This is a genomic window from Microbacterium suwonense, from assembly GCF_030296555.1.
Taxonomy (GTDB): domain Bacteria; phylum Actinomycetota; class Actinomycetes; order Actinomycetales; family Microbacteriaceae; genus Microbacterium; species Microbacterium suwonense.
The window spans coordinates 1,882,421-1,905,188 of the sequence record NZ_AP027728.1; the positions used below are offsets into that span (position 1 = coordinate 1,882,421).

Below are 22,768 nucleotides of genomic sequence, written 5' to 3' on the forward strand. Positions count from 1 at the left end.
GGATCGGCGCGTGGGCGCGGACTCAACCTCAGGGCGTACAGGGGGCAATTCAGATCTCTCAGGTCGTCATCAAGCTCGGGGGCGCTTGTTCACCTTCGGCTTCGGGGCTCGAAAGTAACGAACAGGTAAACACATTACAGGTTCGTGGCCGAGAAAACCATGGATGCGGTGGCTGTTTCTCACAGACTCTCATCGACGCCCGAGACGATCGACTGCAGCCGATCGTGAACAGCGGGACCACCCGCGATGACCATGGGGCGGGCGGAGTCGAGTTCCAGTCGGCTCACCGATCCTCCGGCCTCCTGAACGAGGATCGCACCCGCCGCGAAGTCCCACGGATTGAGCCCTCGTTCGAAGAAGCCGTCCAGCCGCCCGGCCGCGACGTACGACAGATCGATCGCCGCCGATCCCATCCGCCGCAGGTCGCGCGCCATCGTCATGACACGCCGAACCATCGCCAGGTCGCCGTCATGCGTGGCCGGGTCGTAACCGAAGCCGGTGCCCAGCAGCGCCCCGGCGGGCGTGTCGGTGGTCACCGATAGACGGATGCCGTCGAGCCAGGCGCCCTCTCCGCGCACGGCGGTGAACAGCTCGCCCAGCATCGGAGCGGCGACAGCACCGGCTACGCCCACCCACTGCTCGGGGTCGGGCTCCCCCTCGACGACGGCGATGCTCACGGAGTACGCGCTGATGCCGTAGGCGTAGTTGACGGTGCCATCGATCGGGTCGACGACCCAGGTCAGCCCGCTGGTCCCGCGCTCGGCGCCGCTCTCCTCGCCGAGGAACCCGTCGTCGGGACGCTCGACGCGCAGACGCTGACGGATCAGCTCCTCCACCTCGCGGTCCGCGTCAGTGACGATGTCCGCCAGCGTGGACTTGGTCGCCGCCAGCGCCACTCCCTCGGCACGTCGCCGCTTCGCGAGGTCTCCCGCCTCACGAGCGATTTCTGCGGCGAGTGCTCCGAGGTCAGTGGCGCTCACTGCCCGGCATCCCGCGGCGCAGGAGGCGGCGGGTACGAGCCGTATGCGGGTGGGACCGGTGGTGTGGAGGAATCCGCAGGGCCGGACGGATCCTGCTCACCGGCAGCAGGCGGCACGGGCGGTGCGGCGGGTGCTGCGGGCTCAGCGGGTGCTGCGGGCGGCGCGGCCTCAGCGGGGGCTGCGGGCTCAGCGGGTGCCGCGGGCGGCTCCTGGTCGAAGGTGCCGGTACCAGCATCCGTCGGCGCCGGATCAGCACCCTGCGCCGGCGCGTCCAGTGTCGGGAAAGCCTGAGTCTGCGGGGCGTACGTCGGATACCCCGTGTAGTAGGCGTTCCAGTCCGGAGAGCCGTCGGGCATGACCGGCAGCGGCGTCTGACCGTCTGCATACGTCGGCCAGGCCTGAGCCGGCGGCGCGGCGAGCGCATGCGGCGTCGTCGCGTTCAGCCCCGCGGCTCCCGCGCCCACGTGCGGAACCGGCGCGTGCCGTTCACGCGGGGCGAAGAGCGCGTTCAGCAGCGGGATCAGGGTCGTGCCGACAGCAGCCAGGATCGTCAGTGCGATCACGATGCGCCAGTACAGGTCGCTGTAGTCGATCTCATCGGGGAAGGTCAGGAAGAACACCAGCATCGCCACCAGCAGCGCCAGCATGGCGAAGTTCACCATCACGATCACGCGCGTGAACGTCGTGACGTACCGCTGCGAGGCCTTCAGGAACAGCCGGACGTGCACCAGTGCGAGCTGCAGGATCGCGACGACCGCAAGCAGCTGGAAGAATCGGGCGATGCCCGTGGCTCCGCCATAGCCGTACAGGAAGTCCGGCTCCGGCTCGGGCAGCCAGATCTTCACCGCACCGACCAGCAGCGCGATGATCCAGGTGAGCATGCTGGTCAGCACCAGCCAGTCGGGCCGCTGCGCCGCGAGATTCGATTCGGCGATCGCGATTCCCGCGAATACGGCCAGGAGCAGGATCGTCAGGAACGCTCGTCCGATGATGCCGTCCTGATTGCCGATCAGCACCCAGGCCACGCAGACGAGTGCTGCGGCGATCAGTGCGCCGATCGCGATCCAGATCGCCCCGCGCATGAGCTGCGAGGACATGTTCCGCGCAGTGGGCTGCGTCGTGCTGTCTGACATGAGAGTCCTCCCGGAGGTCGTGCTCTCATCCTCGCACGCGACGGCGTGCCTCCACGGAAGCCTGTGGATAACTCACAGACGGATGCCGTGTAGCATCCTCCGGAAGTCCTCTCCAGCTGCCCGACGGCTCAGCGGGCGGACTTGCTCGACGCGGCGGCGAACGCGGCGACCCTTGCCTTGGCATCCGCGGTCTCGAACGCTTCCCCGATCGAACGCGCCTCCTCGGCGAGCTGCTCGTCATAGGAGCGCGACGGCTGCGAACGCACGAGACGCTTCGCCTGACCGTAGGCTCCTGCCGCACCGGCCAGCCAGAAGCGGGCGATCTGCTCGGCGCGCTCACGCACGGCATCCGCCTCTGCCGCGGCGTCCGCGCCTTCGACGGCTTCGGCGACGAGTCCCCACTCCACGGCCTCGGATGCCGACAGCATCCGATCCTGCAGCACCAGCTGCAGTGCGCGACGCTCGCCGATCGCCCGGGCGAGCTGGGCCGTGACCGACAGGTCGGGCGTGAGGCCGATGTTCGCGTATCGGCTGCCGATCTTGGAGCTCGCGCCGATCACGGCGTAGTCGCTGCACATCAGGATGCCGAGCCCGCCGCCGGCCGTGGTGCCCTGCGCGGCGGCGACGACCGGGATGGACGACGTCGTCAGCGAGAGGATGCCCTCGTTGATCACGTGCGCGAGGGAGGTGATGTCGGCCCCGGAGCCCATGGCCTTCGACATCGCCACGACATCGCCGCCGGCGCAGAAGGAGCGCCCATTGGCATCGAGCAGGATCGCTTTGACGTCGTCGCGGGCCACCGCCTCGGCCGTGGTGTCGCGCCAGGCCATCGCGAGGTCGGCGTCGAAGGCGTTCAGGCTCGCCGGGCGGTTCAGGGTGAGGCGCGCAAGGCCCTCATCGACCGTGAGCAGGATGGATTCGGTCATGGCTCTCCTTCGACGCGCAGGACTTCGGTCCCAGCCTAACCGGGACTGAGGCTCGCCCTTCGCGCGCTCGTGCATCTGACGGCCTGCCGGCGGCCCGCCAGGCGTGCCCGCCTGCGCCTGCCCTGCCTGCTGTGCCTGCCTGCCTGCGCCCTGCCTGGCCTGCCTGCTGTGCCTCGCCTGTGGCTCGCGTGGCGCAAATTGCGGCATCCTCCATGCTGAGGCCACCATATGCGCCACCCGAAGCGAGCACCGCAGACACCACGTCCACCCCCACCGTTCATGTGGCGCATATCGCGGCATCCTCCGTGCTGAGGCCACCATTTGGGCCACCTGAAGCGAGCACCGCGGACACCACGTCTGCCCCATGGTTCGCGTGGCGCGAATCGCGGCATCCGCCTACCCGGAAGCGACCATTCGCGACACATGAAGCAGCTGCAACGCGACCACACGTGCCACGTGAAAGCGAGACGCGCCGGGGGTCAGTCTTCGCTGAGCACGCGCGCGACGAAGGCCTCCATGCGGTGGCGGGCGCCATCCAGGCGGGCGTCGGCCTGTCCGGGGGCGCGCACCTCGTTCGGGGCGAGCGGATGCGCGAGGCGCACGTTCTCGTGGCACGACAGGTCAGCGCAGATGTACGTGCCGGCACTGTCGCCACGGCGGCCCTTGGCTCCTCCGCGACGCGCGGTGAGCAATGCCACCTGATTGCCGGGCTGCAGGGTGTGGCAGATGTTGCACATGCCCGAGCGCACGCGGGCCGGGTCGGTGGCACGCAGCACGATGCCCATCGGCTCGCCCTTGTGCTCGACGATCACGATCCCGCGGCGGCTCGATTCCGGATCGCGCCAGGCGAGGAAGTCGAGGTAATCCCAGTCGGTGAGGATGAAGTCGTGCGGCATCCCGATGTCGGCGATCTCCTCAGCATCCGCGTTCCGGATCGCTGCCCGCACCTGGGTCTCGGTCAGTGGTCGCATCGATTCAGTCTAGGAAAGTCTCTGCACAACGCGCTCCCGGCCGCGAGACTTCCTTTGCAGCATGAGACATGGCCCGCTGCGCGTAGTCTGATGCTGAAACGGAAGTCTCGCGCCGGAACAGAAGTCTCGCGCCAAAAAGGAAGTCTCACGCCAAAAAAGAAGTCTCACTTGCTGACGTCGAACAGCCCGTGGGCTCCGCGCTCGGCGTCGATCATGAAGTGCGACACGAACGGGTAGTGCCCTGCCTCGGGGAAGATCAGCTCGACGAATCCGCCCTGGGCGGGCTGCAGGCCGAGCGTCTGCGCCCCGGTATCCGCGGAATGATCCAGCAGATACGCGCCCTCGGCCCACACTGTGTCGAACTGGCCGCCGACGACGTGGAAGCTCGTGGACCGATCGATGCCGGCATCCAGCACCCACACCCGCACCTGCTCGCCGACGACAGCCGGCAGCGGAGCGTGATCGTACTGATTCGCATAGCCGTTGAATGTCACCAGATCGGGGTTACGCGCAGCGATCTTGTCCATGTCGACCTCGCCGCCGTCGTGGTCACCGAGGTAGTACTCCCCCTGCACCAGCACGTAGCTGCGGTCGACCGCAGGCAGGTCATCGGGCTCGATCACCACCGCGCCGTACATGCCATTCGCGATATGCGCCGTCATCGGCATGGTCGAGCAGTGATACATCCAGATGCCCGCGCGCGTCGCCGTGAACGTGTAGGTCAGGCTCTCGCCCGGCGCGATCGTGCGCATCGGCTCGTCGGGAGCGAGAGAGCCGGCATGGAAGTCGATCGAGTGCCCCATCGACGCTTTGTTCTCGAGTGTGACGACGAAGCGGTCGCCCACCCGGCCATGCAACACCGGCCCGGGAGCGGTGCCGTTGTAAGTCCACAGCGTCTGCGTGATGCCCGGCGCGACCTCCAACTCCTCGTCGCGCGCAGTGAGCGTGATCTCGCGGGTGACGGGACCATCGGATGCCGGAAGCGGATCGAGCTCGGCCTTGTACGGCGTGAACCCGGGCCCGGGCTCGGCATCCATCCCCGGCATCGCACCCAGATCGTGATCGGAATGATCGGAGTGGTCGCCGTCTGCGCCGTCGGTCGCTGCGGGCGCAGGGGCGACGGATGCTCCGGTCGCGACGATCTGCATCGTCATACCCATCTGCCTGTGCCCCACGATCGAGCACCAGCCCTCGAGGTCGGCCTCGATCACGCCCACATCGATCGTCTCGGATTCGCCGGGTGCGAGGCGCGTTCCGGCGATGCCGTTCGCGAACACCAGGTCGTGCACCAGCTGCGGATCAGTGTTGGTGATCTCGATGATCAGACGCGTGCCTGCCGGCACTTCGATGCGGCTCGGGGTGAAGCGCATGTCCGCCGCCTGCACCTGCACGGTCTGCACCGGAGCATCCGCATCACCCGTCGGTGCGGTGGTCCAGCCCATCCCGATCGGGTCAGCGGCCGCAGCGCCTGAGGCGACCAGGAGCACAGCCAGAAGGCCGGCGACGGCCTGTCCGGCGCGACGTCCGTGCGGCTGCTCGCCCTCCGGCGCCATCGGTCCGCGCCGACGCGCGGTCGGCGCGGTGCCCTCGCTCTGCTCCCCCGCCGCCGCACCCGCAGCAGCCCCCGCAGCACCCGCCGCACCCGCGCCCCCGCAGGCAGCATCGCACCCTCGGCCTTCGCATGGCGCTGCGCACGCATCGCCCGCAGCATCACCACCAGGAAGGACGCCATCGCGATCAAGTACAGGATCGACGCCGACACGCGCATCAGGCTCGACACCGGCAGCGCGCACACGGCGAGCGCGACGTTGGCTGTGGTCACGCGCAGCGGTCCGAGAGCATCGAACCCGGTCGTGCCGACACGCACCGGTGTCGGGCCTCCGCCGAGCACGACGGGGATCAGATAGCTGAGCGCACCGACCACGACCTGTGCGGCGAAACCGGCGGCGAGATACGGCACGACCTGATCCACCAGCGCAGCAAGCGCATCGAAGCCGGCGCCGGCGATGAAGGCGACCACCGCACCGACCGCGATCATCGCCACAGCACCCGCCCACCAGACCAGCGCCATCCCCACCGAGAGAGCGGCGAAACTGCGCGGAGCCTTCTGCCGGGCGGCGCGGAACAGCGAGATGCCGATGATCACGAGCCCTGCAAGGTAGGCGAGCAGACCGACGGCGACGACGAGGAGCTGGGCAAGAGCAGCTCCTGTGGCCGCGACGACCACGCCGGCGGCGAGCAGCGGCAGCGCCCGAGCGGCACCGGATGCCGCGTGCTCATCGGCCCGGGTGCGCAGGATCGTGGGCCACAGCGTCACGACCGTGCCGGCGACCGTGAGCCCGATCCATCCGAGCACGTTCAGGAAGGCGTGCGCCAGCACGAGGTTGGCCGCACCGTCGCCGCGGGCGAGCCAGGCGCCGAGCGCCGCCCCGATGGTCAGCAGCGCCGCGGATGCGATGTAGTACCGGATCGTGCGCCCGAACCGGCCGGGCATACTGCGGCGAGCGCGACCGATCAGGCTGATGCCGTGCCAGACCACGGCGGCGATCAGGGCCGCCGCACCGACGAGCGTCACCGGCCAGATGTGCGTGACGACGCCGGCGATGATGACGGCGGCGCCGGCGTTCGAGAGGATCAGTCGAATCGTCTGCGTGCGGCGATCAGCATCCGTCGCCCTGCTGCGCAGCAGCGCGAAAGAGAAGTACTGACTCCACACCAGGATCGCGTGCGTGACCGCGCCCAGCAGCAGCAGGTGCAGCATCAGCCAGCCCGGCATGGGCAGCGCGCGATGCGCGACCGCCGCGACGATGGTCAGCAGCAGCCACACCAGCGTGGGGATGTCGCGCATCGGCCAGAAACCGCGGTTCTTCGCGGGGGCCGAGGGTGGCGAGGTCAGGTTCGGGGTCATCGCGGGTCACTCGTTTCGGCGGATTTCGCGCGATTCGCAGGAGCATCGTCGGATTCTGTTCCTGTGTTTCGTGCGATCTCCTGCGTTTCGTGCGGGGCACGATGGCGGGAGTCGGATGCTGCGGATGGGGCGCCAGCGGGAGCTGCGCCCGACTCGGATGCCACCGTCCGCGGCACCCCGAGCACCGCACTGGTGACCGCGGTGAGCACGAACAGCAGCAGGGCGACGACGCCGAGCACTCCGCCGATCTGCCAGGCGGCCGGCAACTGGAACGCGTCGCCGATCCAGACCCGCACGACCAGCGCCACCTGCAGGAGCGCGATCGGCACCCAGAACGCGGGGCGGTACGGCAGCGGAATGTGCAGCACCGCCGGAAGGATGGTGGTCGCATGCGCCATGATCATCGAGAACGTGTACCCGAGGAACACCGCGTGGATCACGGCGTCGTAGGCGGGCTGCGTGGACGGGTACCCCAGCAGCAGCACGAGGGCCGCGACTGCCAGCCACACATACCCAGCCAGGATGCACGCCGCCATGTACCGTGTCACACCCGTCGCACGGATCGTGCGGCGGGCGACGTCATGCACGATCAGCCAGCCGGTCAGCGACAGCAGTGCGACTCCGAGCAGCACGGCCCCGGCATCCGGGAACACCAGCCCGACTGCCAGCGCACCCGCGACGGCCCAGGCGTGGATCAGCAGACGGATGCCGGCCTGCGGCCCCATCGTGATGCGCGCCAGCTCCACTCGCTCGGCGGCGATCGTGAGCACGAGGAATCCGATCAGCCAGGGGATGATGCGCGTCATCTCATCCTGACCGATCCAGATCACCGCCCCGCACAGTGCGAGCCCGGCGGCCAGCAGCTGGGTGAGCAGCGCGGCGTCGTACTGCCGCTGCCAGAGCGGGATGTACAGCAGCACGAAGGATGCCGCCCCCGCCGCCAGCACGATCTTCGCAACCGTCAGCGGAACGGGGGTGACGATCAGCAGTACCCCGCCGATGCCCAGCAGCGCCGGTGTGACGAAACCGATCGGGCGGGCGTACGCGGTGGCGCGCTCCAGGCTGATCAGGGTGCCGACGAAGCCGATCGCCAGCAGCATCCCGTGCACCTCGGGGAGCCGCTCGGTCGTCACCGGAGCGGGCAGACCCAGCAGCACCATGCCCGCGTCCAGGCCGGCGAGCAGAGCGAGGCCGGCAGGCAGCATCCACAGCATCCGCAGCGGGATGCGCTTGCGGGCGTTCACGAGGCGGCGCGCAGGTGCAGCACGCAACCGCCATCGGCGCGCAGGGGCAGCAGTTCGGCATCCGCGTGCTCGTCGCGGGAGCGGGCGATGCCGGCGACCATGCCCTCGTGCACCGCGCAGACGACGTCGGTGCGGCGGGCGGCGGCGGCCAGAAGCGGGCAGCGGCGCAGCACGATGGGGTCGTCGCCGGGCCTCTCGGCGCCGGCTTCCTCGGGGCCGGCACCCTCGGGGCCGGTCTCTTCCGGAGCGAAGCCCTGCTCGCGCATCAGGTCGACCACGAGCGCGCGCGCATCGTCTTCGGCATCCGTGCGCTCCGCCGCGATCTCGGTTCCCCAACGGATGCCGGAGGCACGGGCCTGCGCGACCGGATCGTCGCTGACGTGGATCAGCGAGTCCGCCAGCGCGAGGGCGAGTCCGGCGTACGGATTGACGACATCGGCACGCGGCGCCTCCCAGCGCCACCCCGGACGGCCGCGGCCATGGGCCTGGGCACGGATGCGGCGCAGCCGCCCGTCCCGACGCAGCCGCTCGAGGTGCTCGCGAATGGTGTTCTCGTGCAAGCCGGTCGCCGCAACGACCTCGGCGGTCGAGGCCGACCCGCGCGATTCGATCTCGCGCAGGATGCGCTCACGCGTGGAGGAGCCGCGCCGCACATCGGCGTCGCGCCTCTGTGGAGCCTCTCTTTTCGATGCTCCGGAACCTCGATGCTTTTCCACGTTACTCAGTGTAATAAAATCGGGGGCAAACCCCTACCCAGAGAGACGGAGATGATCATGGGCCACATCGAGATCCACCGATCGAGATCAGAGGCGACCGACCAGTCGCCCACCGCAGGCTGCACATGCGGCGAGGTGGATGAGGAACTGCCCGAGCTCGACGTGCAGACCATCCCGCACGCCGTCCGTCACGCCGCGATCTTCGGTGCGATCGAATCGCTGCGCCCGGGAGCGGCCATGGTGATCTCGGCCACGCACAACCCGGTGCCGCTGCTCACCCAGCTGCAGGCCAAGCACGGCGGCGCCTACAAGACGCGCTACCTCGACGAGGGCCCCGAGCGCTGGCGCATCCTGGTCCGCAACGCGGCCTGATCGTCGCTTTCTGCTTCAGGTGGCGGCTCCTGCTGCTTCCGCGCGCTGCCCTGCTCCATCCCGCCGCTTCAGGTGGCGCATATGGCCACTTCAGCGCGACGGATGCGGCGTATTGCGCCACCTGAAAGGAAAGGGATCACCCCGAAGAACGATGAAGGCCCCCGCGTGATGCGAGGGCCTTCAGTCGTGTGGTGGCGAGTACAGGATTCGAACCTGTGAAGCTTACGCGGCTGATTTACAGTCAGCTCCCTTTGGCCGCTCGGGCAACTCGCCAGGGCACCCCCGTCCGGCTTGTCCAGTCAACCGGGGGCGCGAAGATCAAGCATACCGGTCGGAGACGCCTCGTAAGAAATCGACCTCTCACGTCGCGCGAGCCGCTCTCGCGACGCCCTCATGATCCCCTCCCCGTCGCAGAAAACGTCGCTTCCGGCCCCTTCGGGCGACAAAAAGTGCGACGGGAAGACGGGAGGGTGAGGGTCAGCTGCCGGAGACGCCTCGGTCGGATTCGGCCAGTGACTCCGGCGTGCGCAGCAGACCGCCCTCGGCGCGGCATGTCGCGGCGGCGATCAGCATCGCCCGATCGAGCAGACGCTGCCACCCGGCATCCGACGACGGACGCTCATCCACCAGCCCCTCGGCCACTGCCGCGAGCGTGGCGTCGCCGGCTCCGACGGTGTCGATGACCGGCCCGGGAAGCGTCGCGATCGGGGCGGTGAACTCACCGGCATCCGTCTCCAGCACTGCACCATCCGCGCCCGCCGTCGCCAGCACCGCACCGGTGCCCAGCTCGCGCAGCCGCTCTCGCAGCGCGTCGAGATCGCCGTCGTACAGCAGCACGGCGTCATCAAACCCGACCTTCACCAGCTCCGCCCGCGATGCGAGTGCCTCGAAACCGCGCACGAAATCAGCCCGGTCGTGCAGCATCCCCGCACGCGGGTTGGGGTCGATCACCAGACGCGTCTCGCCGACGGCATCCGACAGCGCCGTCACCTCGGCCTCAACGTCGAACGGGAAGCAGCTGACCGCGACCAGCGCCGCGTCCGAGAGCGCGTCGAGCGCGGCATCGGAGTAGCGGATGCTGCGCCGCTGGGCCGCCTCGTTGAACACGTACTCCGGTTCGCCGTCCGCGGCGCGCTGCACGATCGCCCGTGAGGAGCCGTACTTCGAGGGGCTGTCGATCAGAGTGACACCGTGGTCGGAGAGATACTCGCGGATGTGGTCGCCGGCTGCATCCGCTCCGATCATCGCGATCAGCGTGACCGGCACTCCCAGCCGGCGCAGCCCGACAGCGACGTTCAGCGCTGCGCCTCCGACCAGCTCACGGATGCCGGAGGAATCCCGGATCTCGTCGATCAGCGCGTCGCCGATGACGACGACTCCACGTTTCTCTGTGCTCACCCTGCGAGACTATCGCCCCGGCTTGCCCCTGTTCGCCCAGGGGCGGCCCTGTTTCGTAGACGCTCGGCCTGGCCGTCGACTGTGCGGACTCCCGTCGAGCCGGTGAGCGCAGGCCGGCAACGGCGGCGCGCCCCGCCTCGAAGCACAACAGCCAACCATAACCTGTCGGCATGAGGCTTCACGGCGGTGTGGGAGCAGCACTTCTCGGTGCGGGCCTGATCCTGCTCACAGCGTGCACGCCCGGAACCGGAGACGCTCCGGACACCGGCGAGAACGGCAGGCCCTCGGCATCCGCTCCCGCCTCCGTCGACCCCGACCCCCGCAGCACACCGGCGCCGACCAGCACGCCCGTCGCACTCCCCACCGACTGCAAGACGATCCTGTCGGGCGACGTGCTCGCCCAGCTGAAGGACGTGCCCTTGAACGATCCGGCGCTCGGCGAGAGCGGCGTGCTCGACGACGGGACGCTGCTGTGCGTCTGGGCAGATCCACACGCAGACACCACGGGTCTGACGACGCGGATCGAGCGGATGCCGCGCGGTGAGGCGCTCGACATGCTCAGCTCGCTCGCCGAGGAGGGTTTCTCCTGTTACACGCCCGACGGCGGCACGCGCTGCGAGAAGACCTGGAAGAGCGAGCAGTACCCCGTGACCGACGGACGCACTCTGTTCTGGCGCGATGATGTGCTGATCGACACGAACTACTCGAACCTCGCCCCGCAGGGTTACACCGCGAGCATCGTCGCAGCGATCTGGGGCTGATTCGCGCGCGTGCGTGGCCCGAATGGCTGGGCCCTCTGCGCTCGCGTGACCCGAATGGCGGCTTCACCAGCGCTGAGGCGACGATATGCGACCCGCGAAGGCTAAGTCGACCGGCTCAGCGCCGAACACGACGAAGGCCCCGGGCCCTCCGCAAGGAGGGGCCGGGGCCCGGGTGAGTGCCGACGGGGTGCGCCGCCGGCACTCGCCTCAATCAGTTGTGTTCGCGACTTCGTCGCTCGACAACCTCAATCGGCTCGGCCGGACGAGCAAGCTCGCCGGCACTCGCCTCAATCAGTTGTACGTGCCGGGCGTGATGTCGTCGGTCGAGAACGCGTCGAAGTCGACGTAGCCGAAGTCGCCATCGGCGTACGCACCGTCGGATGCGAAGATCCGGTTCGGGTAGCGCTCGCTCTTGGCCTCCTCGGTCGCCTCGACCGTGATGTCGCGGTACTTGTTCAGGCCGGTGCCGGCCGGAATCAGCTTTCCGATGATCACGTTCTCCTTCAGGCCGACCAGCGGGTCGCGCTTGCCCTCCATAGCGGCCTGCGTGAGCACGCGGGTCGTCTCCTGGAAGGATGCGGCCGACAGCCACGACTCCGTCGCAAGCGACGCCTTCGTGATACCCATCAGCTCCGGGCGGCCGGATGCGGGGCGCTTGCCCTGCGACACGGCCTCGCGGTTGATCTGCTGGTAGCGCTTGAGGTCGACCATCTCACCGGGCAGCAGCGTCGTGTCAGCGTGGTCGACCACGGTGACCTTCCGCAGCATCTGGCGCACGATGACCTCGATGTGCTTGTCGTGGATCGGCACACCCTGCGAGCGGTACACGCCCTGCACGCCGCTGACGAGGTAACGCTGCACCTCGCGGGCGCCCATGACGCGCATGACCTCCTTCGGGTCGAGCGTGCCGACCTGCAGAGGCTGGCCGACGCCGACGTGCTGGCCGTCCTCGACGAGAAGCGTCGCACGCTTCAGCACCGGGTAGACCACCTCTTCGTCGCCGTTGTCGGGCGTCAGGATGACCTTCTTGCCCTTCTCGTTCTCCTCGATCGTGATGCGGCCATCGGCCTCGGCGATCGGGGAGGCGCCCTTCGGGGTGCGCGCCTCGAACAGCTCCTGCACACGCGGCAGACCCTGGGTGATGTCATCCGCCGATGCCGACCCACCGGTGTGGAAGGTACGCATCGTCAGCTGGGTACCGGGCTCACCGATCGACTGGGCGGCGATGATACCCACGGCCTCGCCGATGTCGACGGTCTTGCCGGTCGCGAGCGAACGGCCGTAGCACTGCGCGCAGACGCCGACGGCCGAGTCGCAGGTGAGCACCGAACGGACCTTGATGGTCTCGACGCCCAGGGCGACCAGCTTGTCGATGAGCACGTCGCCCACATCGTCACCGGCGGATGCGAGCACCTCACCGGCCTCGTTGACGACATCGGATGCCAGCGTGCGGGCGAACACCGAGTTCTCGACGTTCGCGTCGCGCACCAGCACGCCCTGCGAGTTCGGGGCGGCGATCGGGAGCTCGAGGCCCTTCGACGTGCCGCAGTTCTCCTCGCGGATGATGACGTCCTGCGAGACATCCACCAGACGACGGGTCAGGTAACCCGAGTCGGCGGTGCGCAGAGCGGTGTCGGCCAGACCCTTGCGGGTACCGTGCGTGGCGATGAAGTACTCCGCCACCGACAGCCCCTCGCGGTACGAGGAGATGATCGGGCGGGGGATGATCTCACCCTTGGGGTTGTTCACCAGACCGCGCATACCGGCGATGTTGCGGATCTGCAGCCAGTTACCACGGGCGCCCGAGGACACCATGCGGTTGATGGTGTTGTCCTTCGGGAAGTTCTCCCGCATCGCGGCCTGGACCTCGTCGGTCGCCTCGGTCCAGATCTTGATGAGCTCCTGGCGGCGCTCAGCATCCGTGGTCAGACCCTTGTCGTACTGGGACTGGACCTTCGCGGCCTGCTTCTCGTAGTTCGCGACGATCTCGGCCTTGTTCGGCGGGGTGAGGATGTCGCTGAGCGCGACGGTCACACCGGAACGGGTCGCCCAGTGGAAACCGGCGTCCTTGATGCGGTCCAGCGACGCGGCGGTCTCGACCTTGGGGTACTCCTCGGCTAGCTTGTTCACGATCTGCGACAGCTTGCCCTTGTCGGCGACCTCGCGCACGAACGGGTAGCCCTTCGGCAGCGCGTCGTTGAAGATCGCCTGGCCGAGCGAGGCGTCCACGAGACCGTGACGCTCGTAGCCCTCGGGCGCCTCGCCCTCGAGGAAGGTCAGACCCGGGATGCGGATGCGGACCTTCGCCTGCAGGTCGAGCGTACCCTCGTCGTTGGCGAGGATCGCCTCGCCCACCGAGCCGAACGCACGACCCTCACCGGCAGCGCCCTCCTTGACCGTGGTCAGGTGGTGCAGACCGATGATCATGTCCTGCGAGGGCAGGGTGACCGGACGGCCGTCGGACGGCTTGAGGATGTTGTTCGAGGCGAGCATCAGCACGCGGGCCTCGGCCTGAGCCTCGACCGACAGCGGCAGGTGCACGGCCATCTGGTCGCCGTCGAAGTCGGCGTTGAAGGCCGCGCAGACCAGCGGATGCAGCTGAATGGCCTTGCCCTCGACGAGCTGAGGCTCGAAGGCCTGGATGCCCAGGCGGTGCAGGGTGGGTGCACGGTTCAGCAGCACCGGACGCTCGCGGATGATCTCCTCGAGCACGTCCCAGACCTCGGGACGCATGCGCTCGACGGCGCGCTTGGCGGCCTTGATGTTCTGCGAGTGGCCCAGGTCGATCAGGCGCTTGATGACGAACGGCTTGAACAGCTCGATCGCCATGGTCTTCGGCAGACCGCACTGGTGCAGCTTGAGCTGCGGGCCCACGATGATGACCGAACGGCCCGAGTAGTCCACGCGCTTGCCGAGCAGGTTCTGACGGAACCGGCCCTGCTTGCCCTTGAGCATGTCGCTGAGGGACTTCAGTGCGCGGTTGCCGGTGCCGGTGACCGGGCGACCACGACGGCCGTTGTCGAACAGCGCGTCGACGGCCTCCTGCAGCATCCGCTTCTCGTTGTTCACGATGATCTCGGGAGCGCCGAGGTCGATCAGGCGACGAAGACGGTTGTTGCGGTTGATCACGCGGCGGTACAGGTCGTTCAGGTCGCTGGTGGCGAAGCGGCCACCGTCGAGCTGAACCATCGGACGCAGCTCCGGCGGGATCACCGGGACGACGTCGAGCACCATGGCGGCCGGGCTCATACCGGTCTCCAGGAACGAGTTGACGACCTTCAGGCGCTTGATCGCGCGGATCTTGCGCTGACCCTTGCCCTCGGAGATCTGCAGGTGCAGACTGTCAGCCTCGGCCTGCAGGTCGAAGCTCTCCAGACGGCGCTTGATCGACTCGGCGCCCATGTAGGCCTCGAAGTACTGGCCGAACCGATCCTGCAGCTCGTGGAAGACATCGTCCTCGGGGCGCAGCGCGCCCACCTCGAGCGTGCGGAAGTCCTCCCACACGCGCTCGAGCTTGGCGATGGCCTCGTCGGCACCCTTGCGGGTGAGGGTCATCTCCTTCTCGGCGGCGTCCTTGACCTTCTTCTTGGCATCCGCCTTGGCACCCTCGGCCTCGAGGGCCGCGAGGTCCTCCTCCAGCCGGGCCATGCGCTCCGCGATCTTCGCGTCGCGACGGTCCGCGAGCGTCTTCAGCTCGAGACGGATGTTGTTCTCCTGCGTGGCGAGGTCGCGGTGACGCGCATCCTCGTCGACGGAGATGACCATGTACGCGGCGAAGTAGATGACCTTCTCGAGGTCCTTCGGCGCCATGTCGAGCAGGTAGCCGAGCCGCGAGGGCACACCCTTGAAGTACCAGATGTGCGTCACGGGCGCGGCGAGCTCGATGTGGCCCATGCGCTCACGGCGGACGGAGCTCTTGGTGACCTCCACGCCGCAGCGCTCGCACACGATGCCCTTGAAGCGCACGCGCTTGTACTTGCCACAGGCGCACTCCCAGTCGCGGGAGGGGCCGAAGATCTGCTCGCCGAAGAGCCCATCCTTCTCGGGCTTCAGCGTGCGGTAGTTGATCGTCTCGGGCTTCTTGACCTCACCGTAGGACCATCCGCGGATGTCGTCAGCGGTCGCGAGGCCGATTCGAAGCTCATCGAAAGTTGTTGCGTCGAGCACTTGTTCTCCTGGGTAGAAAGATTCTGTCGCTTGTCGAAGGTCCGAGATCAGATCTCGTCGATCGATGCGGCTTCGAAACGGCTGGAGATGTTGATGCCGAGCTCCTCCGCAGCGCGGAAGGCCTCGTCATCGGTGTCGCGGAGGTTCACCGCGGTGCCGTCGGCCGAGAGCACCTCGACGTTCAGGCAGAGCGACTGCATCTCCTTCATGAGCACCTTGAACGACTCCGGCGTACCGGGCTCCTGGATGTTCTCGCCCTTGACGATCGCCTCGTACACCTTGACGCGGCCGAGGATGTCGTCGGACTTGATCGTGAGCAGCTCCTGCAGCGCGTACGCGGCACCGTAGGCCTCGAGGGCCCACACCTCCATCTCACCGAAGCGCTGGCCGCCGAACTGCGCCTTTCCACCGAGCGGCTGCTGAGTGATCATCGAGTACGGGCCGGTCGAGCGCGCGTGGATCTTGTCGTCGACCAGGTGGTGCAGCTTCAGGATGTACATGTAGCCGACCGAGACGGGAGCCGGGAACGGGTCGCCGGAGCGGCCGTCGAACAGCTGCGTCTTGCCGCTGCGGTCGATCAGGCGCACGCCGTCGCGGGTCTCGAGCGTCGAGTCCAGCAGACCCGTGATCTCGGACTCGCTGGCACCGTCGAACACCGGGGTGGCGACCTTGGTGTTCGGCGCGACGTCGCGGGCGTCCTCGGGGAGCTTCACGGCCCACTCCGGGTTGCCCTCGATCTTCCAGCCGGTCTTGGCGATCCACCCGAGGTGGGTCTCCAGCACCTGGCCGAAGTTCATGCGACCCGGGATGCCGAGCGGGTTGAGCACCACGTCGACCGGGGTTCCGTCGGAGAGGAACGGCATGTCCTCCACCGGCAGGATCTTCGCGATGACGCCCTTGTTACCGTGGCGGCCGGCGAGCTTGTCGCCCTCGGTGATCTTGCGCTTCTGGGCGATGTAGACCACGACGCGGCGGTTGACGCCCGAGCCGAGCTCGTCGTCGCCCTCCTCGGCGTTGAACTCCTTGACGGCGATGATCGTGCCCTGCTCGCCGTGCGGCACCTTCAGCGACGTGTCGCGGACCTCGCGGCTCTTCTCGTTGAAGATCGCGCGGAGCAGACGCTCCTCGGCGCTCAGCTCGGTCTCGCCCTTCGGCGTGACCTTGCCGACCAGGATGTCGCCGGGGCGGACCTCGGCACCGATGCGGATGATGCCGCGCTCGTCGAGGTCCTTCAGCAGCTCGGGGCTGACGTTGGGGAGGTCACGGGTGATCTCCTCCTTGCCCAGCTTGGTGTCGCGGGCGTCGACCTCGTACTCCTCGATGTGGATCGAGGAGAGGGTGTCGTCCTTCACCAGCTCCTGGCTGAGGATGATCGCATCCTCGAAGTTGTGGCCCTCCCACGGCATGAACGCGACGAGCAGGTTCTTGCCCAGCGCGAGCTCGCCGTTGTCGGTGGCGGGGCCGTCGGCGATGACCTCGCCGACCTCCACGCGCTCACCGGCGCTGACGATCACACGCTGGTTGTAGGACGTGCCCTGGTTCGAGCGGTCGAACTTGCGCAGGTGGTACTCCTGCGTGCCGCCCTCGTCGAGCATGACCACGACGCGGTCCGCGGAGACCTCGCTGACCACACCGGCCTTGGCTGCGGTGACCACGTCACCGGCGTCGATAGCGGTGTAGCCCTCCATACCGGTGCCGACCAGCGGCGAGTCGCTGCGCAGCAGCGGCACCGCCTGACGCTGCATGTTGGCGCCCATCAGGGCGCGCTGCGCGTCGTCGTGCTCGAGGAAGGGCACGAGCGAGGTCGCGACCGACACCATCTGGCGCGGCGAGACGTCGATGTAGCCGATCTCCTCGGGCAGGAACAGGTCGACCTCGCCGCTGCCGCCGCGGGGGCGCGCCAGCACGTGGCTCTCGACGAAGCTTCCGTCGTCAGCGAGCGGCGCGTTGGCCTGGGCGATGTTGAAGTCGGCTTCCTCAGATGCGGTGAGGTAGTCGATCTCGTCGGTGACCTTGCCGTCGACGACCCGGCGGTACGGGGTCTCGATGAAGCCGAACGAGTTGATGCGGGCGAAGGTCGCCAGCGCGCCGATCAGACCGATGTTCGGGCCTTCAGGCGTCTCGATCGGGCACATCCGGCCGTAGTGCGAGGGGTGCACGTCGCGCACCTCGACACCGGCGCGGTCGCGGCTCAGACCACCGGGACCGAGCGCCGAGAGGCGGCGCTTGTTGGTCAGACCCGCGAGCGGGTTGTTCTGGTCCATGAACTGCGACAGCTGCGAGGTGCCGAAGAACTCCTTGATCGCGGCCACGACGGGGCGCACGTTGATCAGGGTCTGCGGGGTGATCGCCTCGATGTCCTGCGTGGTCATGCGCTCGCGGACCACGCGCTCCATGCGCGACAGGCCGGTGCGCACCTGGTTCTGGATCAGCTCGCCGACCGCGCGGATGCGACGGTTGCCGAAGTTGTCAATGTCGTCGACGGCGATGCGGATCTCGGCCTTCTTGCCGCCGCGGATGCCCTCGAACGTCTCGTCGCCGCGGTGCAGCCGCACCAGGTACTTGATCGTCGCGACGATGTCCTCGACGGTCAGCACCGAGTCGGTGAGCGCGCCGGCGAGACCGAGCTTCTGGTTGATCTTGTAGCGACCCACCTTGGCCAGGTCGTAGCGCTTCGGGTTGAAGTAGAAGTTGTCCAGCAGCGCGCGGGCGGCCTCGGCGGCGACCTGCTCGCCCGGACGCAGCTTGCGGTAGATATCGCGCAGCGCGTCTTCCTTGGTGAGGATGGTGTCCTTGGCCAGCGTCTCCTCGATGGAGGGGAAGCCGGCGAACTCGGTGAGGATCTCCTCGCTGGTCATGCCCAGCGCCTTCAGGAAGACGGTGACCGACTGCTTGCGCTTGCGGTCGACGCGCACGCCGACCTGGTCGCGCTTGTCGATCTCGAACTCGAGCCAGGCACCGCGGCTGGGGATGACGCGCGCGGTGACGATGTCCTTGTCACTGGTCTTGTCGGGCGTCTTGTCGAAGTAGACGCCGGGCGAGCGCACCAGCTGCGAGACGACGACGCGCTCGGAGCCGTTGATGATGAACGTGCCCTTGCCGGTCTGCAGCGGGAAGTCGCCCATGAAGACCGTCTGGGTCTTGATCTCACCGGTGAGGTGGTTCATGAACTCGGCCTCGACGTACAGCGGGGCGGCGTAGGTCTTGCCGCGCTCCTTGCACTCGTCGATGGAGTACTTCTCGGGCTCGAGGTACGGGTTCGTGAACGAGAGCTGCATGGTCTCGCCCAGGTCCTCGATCGGGGAGATCTCCTCGAAGATCTCACCCAGACCCGAGACCTCGGGCACGTCGGTGCGGCCGGCCTTCTTGGCCTCCGCGACGCGCGCCTTCCAGTCGTCGTTGCCGACGAGCCAGCCGAACGACTCCGTCTGCAACGCGAGCAGATCCGGAACGGTCAGTGTGTCGGAGATCTTGGCGAACGAGAGGCGGGAGACTCCGCGGCCGTTCTTCTTGGTGGTGGATGTGGATGCGTTGCGAGCAGCAGCCAAGGGAGTAACCTCCGTGAGCCCGTGCAAGGGGCTGGTCGATTCCTAGACGTCGGTGGAGTGCGCACTCGAATACTCAACGATTGCCGACCACCATATGAGGGCACGGAGAAGCGAGCGCAACTACCAACTATAGGGACGATTTCCCGACATGGCAAGTCGGATCCTTGACCAATCCGGAAAGCTGCGGTATTGGCATCCACTCCCGTCCCCAGCCCGTCTATCTGGCACTCGTGCACGCGACACGCCGGGCGAACCGTACCGCAGCGCCATATAGACGGGTTCGACGGCTGGGTAGTCTCGAGGGATGGGACGAGCACGCGGACGGGATGCCGAGAACCCGCGTGTTCGGCTCGACCACGGCGGCCTCGCGGAGATCGCGCCGAGCGAGTTCACCAGCGGTTTCGAGTTGATCGTCGACGGCACGCCCCAGTCGCACGTCGACCTCGACGACCCCACGCATCTGCACTTCGAGTACATCGTGCGGATGGGAGCCGTGATCGATCAGCTCGGCTCCACGGCATCCGCTCCGCTCAGCGCCGTGCACCTGGGTGCCGGCGCCCTCACGCTCCCGCGCTACATCGCGGCGACGCGGCCCGGTTCGCGCCAGCAGGTGATCGAGTGGGAGGCGCCGCTGGTGGAGCTGGTGCGCGAGCATCTGCCGCTGCCGCGTGGTGCGGCGATCCGCATCCGCATCGGCGACGCGCGCGAAGGACTGCACCGCCTGCCGCCCGCGCTGCGGGGGAACTGCGACCTGGTCGTCTCGGACGTCTTCTCGGGCGCGCAGACGCCGGCGCACCTGACCAGCGTGGAGCTGTATCGAGAGATCGGCGAGCTTCTCGCCCCCGCCGGCGTGCTGCTGGTGAACGTCGCAGACGGGCCAGGGCTGGCGTTCGCCCGTCGTCAGGTCGCCACGGTCTCGTCGGTCTTCGCCGACGTCGCCGTGCTCGCCGACACACAGGTTCTCAAAGGCCGCCGATTCGGGAATCTCGTGGTCGCGGCATCCGCGTCGCCCCTGCCCGCCGACTGGCTGCCTCGGGTGCTCGCGGCAGGCCCCCATCCCGCGAAGATCGCGCGCGGCGAGGAGGTCGCCGCCTTCGCGCGCGGCGCGGCAATCGTGACGGATGCGGATGCCGTGGCCTCCCCGCGTCCCGACGCGAACCTGTTCCTGCGCTGAGCCGGCTCGGGCTCGGCGCGTGCGCGTGCGGCTCGGCGCGGATGGAAAACGTCGGTACGGATGCCTTGGAACCGACGGTTTCCATCCGCCGCGGTGGATGCACGAGTTGCGGATGCCAGGGCGTGCCTCGGGCCGTTCCCAGATCGGCGATGCAGACTGGGGGAACGATCGTGGAGAGGAGTCAGACGTCGTGAATTTGATCCAGGGATACGACCCCGACACTCTTCGTGAGCTGGTCGACGAGCGCGAGTGCGCAGAGCGCCTCGCCGAGATCGAGAGTCAGCGCAGCCTGCCCGTTCTGCTGGAGCGTGTGTGGCTGCTGAAGGTGCTCGACCGGCTCGATGAGGCGCTCGAACTGGCGGAGGAGACGGTGCGTCAGGCGCGCATGGCGGGTACCCGCAAGGATCTTCTGCGCGCCCGAGTGCTGCACGCCACGGTGCTGCAGAACCGCGGTGCGCATGCTGCCGCCGCGCAGGAGCTGGCGCACTGCGCCAATGAGGCCGAAGGCCGCGGCTGGTTCGGAATCGCAGCCTTCGCGCACCAGCATCACGGCCGGAACGCCTACGAGGCGCACGACTTCGACGTGGCGCGTGAGAGCTTCAAGCGCTCGCTGTTCCTGCGGCGCGAAGCCGGCGCCGACGACACCGAGCTCGAGAAGGCGCTGCGCGCCATCGACGCCGCCGAGCGCCGCAGCGCCGAGGCACCCGGCGTTCTCGTCTGATCCGACGGCGACGTCGGTGCCCGGCTCTAGTCTGATCGCATGGCCGATCTGAATCGCGTGCGCGTCTGGGCACAGGCGCTGATCACCATGCACCTCGACGAGTCGTGGAGCTTCGACTTCGATCATGCGAAGCGTCGCGCCGGCCTGTGCGACTACCGCCGCAAGCGCATCACCGTCTCGCGCTATCTTGCCGCTCGCTTCGAAGACGACGAGATCCACCAGACCCTGCTGCACGAGGTCGCCCACGCGATGGCGGGGCACGCCGCGGCGCACGGTCCGGAGTGGAAGCGCATCGCACGTGACCTCGGGTATGTCGGCGGCACCACGCACCACGGCGAGACCGCGACGGAGCTGGCGCCGTGGGTGGGTCGATGTCCGGTCGGCCATGTCACCTACCGGCATCGGCGACCCGCGCGCGAGACGAGCTGCGCACGGTGCTCACGCCGGTTCGATCGGCGCTACCTGTTCACCTGGACGCGGCGCGAGATCACCGCGGCCGATCGGCTCGCCGCGCAGCTCCCCCGCTGAACGCTCCTGGCGATGTGTGGCTCGTTGCGTGCGTCAGGTGCCGGTCTCGCGATCAGGCCTCGGGAGGACGACGGTAGCGGCGCACGAGCAGGGCGATCAGACGCCAGCCGAGCAGGAACAGGCCCAGCACCAGCGACGCCACGATGATGAAGGGCGTCTCGGCGGTGTCACCGGTGGCCAGGCGAAGCAGCATCCCGCCGGCCAAGGTCACCACCCACGCGATCAGTCCCCAGCCCAGCGACCAGGGTCGGCGCGGGCGCATCGGCACGGCGGCGGCGATCAGATGTCCGACGGCGAGCGCGGCCAGGAACGGCCAGCCGGTGAGCAGGAAGCCGACCGGGTTCTCGCCGTGCGAGGCACGGCCGATGACGGCGAAGATCAGCACCAGCACGGCATCGACCACGAAGGCGGGGAGGTACCTCATGCTCCGACTGTATGCGCATCCGTGCGGTGGACGCCACGACGCGCGAGAACAGCTCAGACGAAACGCTCGAAGACGCCGTCTCGCAGCACGGGCACGGCGTCGACGGCATCCAGCTCCCCGCCTCCGCTGTGGTGGCAGGACGGATGCCGAGATCGGCCATCCGTGCGGTGGACGCCACCCCGTCGACCAGTTCCCGGCCCGATCCGCTGGCGGCGATCAGATGGCGGAGCGCACGGCGCAGCGCGCGGAACGACTCTGCGGCGACGGCCCCATCCGGAGCCGAGTGGTCGATGCCGAGATCGGTGAGTGCGGCGATCACCGCGCCCGCCCCGAGCTGATCCTCCACGGCGTACCGCAATGCGCCGGCCGGCGAGCGCTCCCCCGCTGCGATCACCGAAACCGCGGTGCGCGCGGCCCGGTGCTCCTGGAGGGTCATGACGGCACGCGCCGTGGCCGCCGCATTGCGAATGCCACCGACCAGTACGACGGCACCGGTCTCGGCCGCTGCCGCAGCGACCTCTGCGCCGTTGGCAGACCAGATCCTGGCATCCGCGAGTTCGGCACTTCCGCCACCGGCGACGATATTCGCCATCGTCGACGAGAATCGCAGCACATCCACGACCACGACGACGTCTGCCGGCGCGAGGCGCGCGAGGCCCTCGACGCCCCATTCGACGCGGACCTGGTAGTAGGACTGATCGAACGGCGACGGCATCCGTCCAGCCTATTCCCGCCCCTCGCTCCCCGCTCCCCTCCCTCTCTCTTCACCCCTCGCCCCTCGCTTCGGGTGTCACAAC

Annotated in this window: 18 protein-coding genes, 1 tRNA gene and 1 pseudogene; 6 read left to right on the forward strand and 14 right to left on the reverse strand. The window is 68.2% G+C overall.

Features of this window, described 5'->3' with window-relative positions; translation table 11 throughout:
• Window positions 1-179 precede the first annotated feature (179 nt).
• From QUE33_RS09415 to QUE33_RS09450, 8 genes are all read right to left on the reverse strand, one after another.
• Window positions 180-980, reverse strand: coding sequence for an inositol monophosphatase family protein (locus tag QUE33_RS09415; RefSeq protein ID WP_286299442.1), 801 nt, complete (start codon window positions 978-980; stop codon window positions 180-182).
• Complete coding sequence (locus tag QUE33_RS09420; RefSeq protein WP_286299443.1) at window positions 977-2,113, reverse strand: hypothetical protein; 1,137 nt, start codon at window positions 2,111-2,113, stop codon at window positions 977-979. Before QUE33_RS09420 ends, QUE33_RS09415 begins: the two co-directional genes overlap by 4 nt.
• A 128-nt stretch (window positions 2,114-2,241) precedes the next feature.
• Window positions 2,242-3,039: an enoyl-CoA hydratase/isomerase family protein gene (locus QUE33_RS09425; protein WP_286299444.1), complete on the reverse strand. Its 798-nt coding sequence runs from the start codon at window positions 3,037-3,039 to the stop codon at window positions 2,242-2,244.
• Window positions 3,040-3,518: 479 nt separating this feature from the next.
• Window positions 3,519-4,010: an FBP domain-containing protein gene (locus tag QUE33_RS09430; RefSeq protein WP_286299448.1), complete on the reverse strand. Its 492-nt coding sequence runs from the start codon at window positions 4,008-4,010 to the stop codon at window positions 3,519-3,521.
• Window positions 4,011-4,174: 164 nt separating this feature from the next.
• Window positions 4,175-5,410 carry a multicopper oxidase domain-containing protein gene (locus QUE33_RS09435; RefSeq protein WP_286299451.1) on the reverse strand — a complete coding sequence of 412 codons (1,236 nt, stop codon included), beginning with the start codon at window positions 5,408-5,410 and terminating at the stop codon, window positions 4,175-4,177.
• Entirely contained in the window at window positions 5,332-6,918 is a 1,587-nt protein-coding gene (locus QUE33_RS09440) for a hypothetical protein (RefSeq protein ID WP_286299452.1), read from the reverse strand. The genes QUE33_RS09435 and QUE33_RS09440 overlap by 79 nt, the downstream gene beginning before the upstream one ends.
• Entirely contained in the window at window positions 6,915-8,162 is a 1,248-nt protein-coding gene (locus tag QUE33_RS09445) for a DUF8744 domain-containing protein (protein ID WP_286299453.1), read from the reverse strand. Before QUE33_RS09445 ends, QUE33_RS09440 begins: the two co-directional genes overlap by 4 nt.
• Window positions 8,159-8,878, reverse strand: a complete 720-nt coding sequence (locus tag QUE33_RS09450; protein ID WP_286299457.1) for a winged helix-turn-helix transcriptional regulator — start codon at window positions 8,876-8,878, stop codon at window positions 8,159-8,161. Before QUE33_RS09450 ends, QUE33_RS09445 begins: the two co-directional genes overlap by 4 nt.
• A 57-nt stretch (window positions 8,879-8,935) precedes the next feature.
• On the opposite strand from QUE33_RS09450, the gene QUE33_RS09455 reads away from it, so the two are divergent.
• Complete coding sequence (locus QUE33_RS09455) at window positions 8,936-9,250, forward strand: DUF2249 domain-containing protein (RefSeq protein ID WP_286299460.1); 315 nt, start codon at window positions 8,936-8,938, stop codon at window positions 9,248-9,250.
• 189 nt (window positions 9,251-9,439) lie between these two features.
• Here QUE33_RS09455 and QUE33_RS09460 read toward each other — a convergent pair.
• A tRNA-Tyr gene (locus QUE33_RS09460) sits at window positions 9,440-9,523 on the reverse strand.
• A gap of 204 nt (window positions 9,524-9,727) precedes the next feature.
• A complete protein-coding gene (locus QUE33_RS09465; protein WP_286299464.1) occupies window positions 9,728-10,648 on the reverse strand; it encodes a PfkB family carbohydrate kinase in 921 nt (306 codons plus the stop codon).
• A gap of 170 nt (window positions 10,649-10,818) precedes the next feature.
• Here QUE33_RS09465 and QUE33_RS09470 point away from each other — a divergent pair, with 170 nt between their 5' ends.
• Window positions 10,819-11,409: a hypothetical protein gene (locus QUE33_RS09470; RefSeq protein WP_286299466.1), complete on the forward strand. Its 591-nt coding sequence runs from the start codon at window positions 10,819-10,821 to the stop codon at window positions 11,407-11,409.
• Between the two features lie 291 nt (window positions 11,410-11,700).
• Here QUE33_RS09470 and rpoC read toward each other — a convergent pair whose 3' ends face one another.
• Window positions 11,701-15,576, reverse strand: a complete 3,876-nt coding sequence (rpoC, locus tag QUE33_RS09475) for a DNA-directed RNA polymerase subunit beta' (RefSeq protein ID WP_286299467.1) — start codon at window positions 15,574-15,576, stop codon at window positions 11,701-11,703.
• A gap of 47 nt (window positions 15,577-15,623) precedes the next feature.
• Window positions 15,624-19,124, reverse strand: a complete 3,501-nt coding sequence (rpoB, locus tag QUE33_RS09480) for a DNA-directed RNA polymerase subunit beta (protein WP_286299468.1) — start codon at window positions 19,122-19,124, stop codon at window positions 15,624-15,626.
• 304 nt (window positions 19,125-19,428) lie between these two features.
• On the opposite strand from rpoB, the gene QUE33_RS09485 reads away from it, so the two are divergent.
• The 3 genes from QUE33_RS09485 (at window position 19,429) to QUE33_RS09495 (ending at window position 21,547) form a co-directional block, all read left to right on the forward strand.
• Entirely contained in the window at window positions 19,429-20,298 is an 870-nt protein-coding gene (locus QUE33_RS09485; protein ID WP_286299470.1) for a spermidine synthase, read from the forward strand.
• A gap of 190 nt (window positions 20,299-20,488) precedes the next feature.
• Window positions 20,489-21,019, forward strand: coding sequence for a hypothetical protein (locus tag QUE33_RS09490; RefSeq protein ID WP_286299471.1), 531 nt, complete (start codon window positions 20,489-20,491; stop codon window positions 21,017-21,019).
• A gap of 39 nt (window positions 21,020-21,058) precedes the next feature.
• A complete protein-coding gene (locus QUE33_RS09495) occupies window positions 21,059-21,547 on the forward strand; it encodes a SprT-like domain-containing protein (protein WP_286299473.1) in 489 nt (162 codons plus the stop codon).
• 52 nt (window positions 21,548-21,599) lie between these two features.
• Here the strand turns inward: QUE33_RS09495 and QUE33_RS09500 are convergent, their stop codons facing one another.
• Window positions 21,600-21,971 carry a DUF3054 domain-containing protein gene (locus QUE33_RS09500; RefSeq protein WP_286299476.1) on the reverse strand — a complete coding sequence of 124 codons (372 nt, stop codon included), beginning with the start codon at window positions 21,969-21,971 and terminating at the stop codon, window positions 21,600-21,602.
• Window positions 21,972-21,982: 11 nt separating this feature from the next.
• Here QUE33_RS09500 and QUE33_RS09505 point away from each other — a divergent pair, with 11 nt between their 5' ends.
• Window positions 21,983-22,309, forward strand: coding sequence for a hypothetical protein (locus QUE33_RS09505; protein ID WP_286303200.1), 327 nt, complete (start codon window positions 21,983-21,985; stop codon window positions 22,307-22,309).
• Here the strand turns inward: QUE33_RS09505 and QUE33_RS09510 are convergent.
• Window positions 22,219-22,686, reverse strand: a pseudogene (locus tag QUE33_RS09510) (2-phosphosulfolactate phosphatase); the annotation flags it as partial. The gene QUE33_RS09505 and the pseudogene QUE33_RS09510 sit on opposite strands and share 91 nt — an antisense overlap.
• Window positions 22,687-22,768 lie beyond the last annotated feature (82 nt).

Excerpts from the sequence above, each read along its gene's own strand:
- QUE33_RS09420 (WP_286299443.1), bottom strand. The coding sequence starts at position 2,113 with ATGTCAGACAGCACGACGCAGCCCACTGCGCGGAACATGTCCTCGCAG.
- QUE33_RS09425 (WP_286299444.1), bottom strand. The coding sequence starts at position 3,039 with ATGACCGAATCCATCCTGCTCACGGTCGATGAGGGCCTTGCGCGCCTC.
- QUE33_RS09430 (WP_286299448.1), bottom strand. The coding sequence starts at position 4,010 with ATGCGACCACTGACCGAGACCCAGGTGCGGGCAGCGATCCGGAACGCG.
- QUE33_RS09440 (WP_286299452.1), bottom strand. The coding sequence starts at position 6,918 with ATGACCCCGAACCTGACCTCGCCACCCTCGGCCCCCGCGAAGAACCGC.
- QUE33_RS09455 (WP_286299460.1), top strand. The coding sequence starts at position 8,936 with ATGGGCCACATCGAGATCCACCGATCGAGATCAGAGGCGACCGACCAG.
- QUE33_RS09470 (WP_286299466.1), top strand. The coding sequence starts at position 10,819 with ATGAGGCTTCACGGCGGTGTGGGAGCAGCACTTCTCGGTGCGGGCCTG.
- QUE33_RS09485 (WP_286299470.1), top strand. The coding sequence starts at position 19,429 with ATGGGACGAGCACGCGGACGGGATGCCGAGAACCCGCGTGTTCGGCTC.
- QUE33_RS09495 (WP_286299473.1), top strand. The coding sequence starts at position 21,059 with ATGGCCGATCTGAATCGCGTGCGCGTCTGGGCACAGGCGCTGATCACC.
- QUE33_RS09500 (WP_286299476.1), bottom strand. The coding sequence starts at position 21,971 with ATGAGGTACCTCCCCGCCTTCGTGGTCGATGCCGTGCTGGTGCTGATC.
- QUE33_RS09505 (WP_286303200.1), top strand. The coding sequence starts at position 21,983 with ATGCGCATCCGTGCGGTGGACGCCACGACGCGCGAGAACAGCTCAGAC.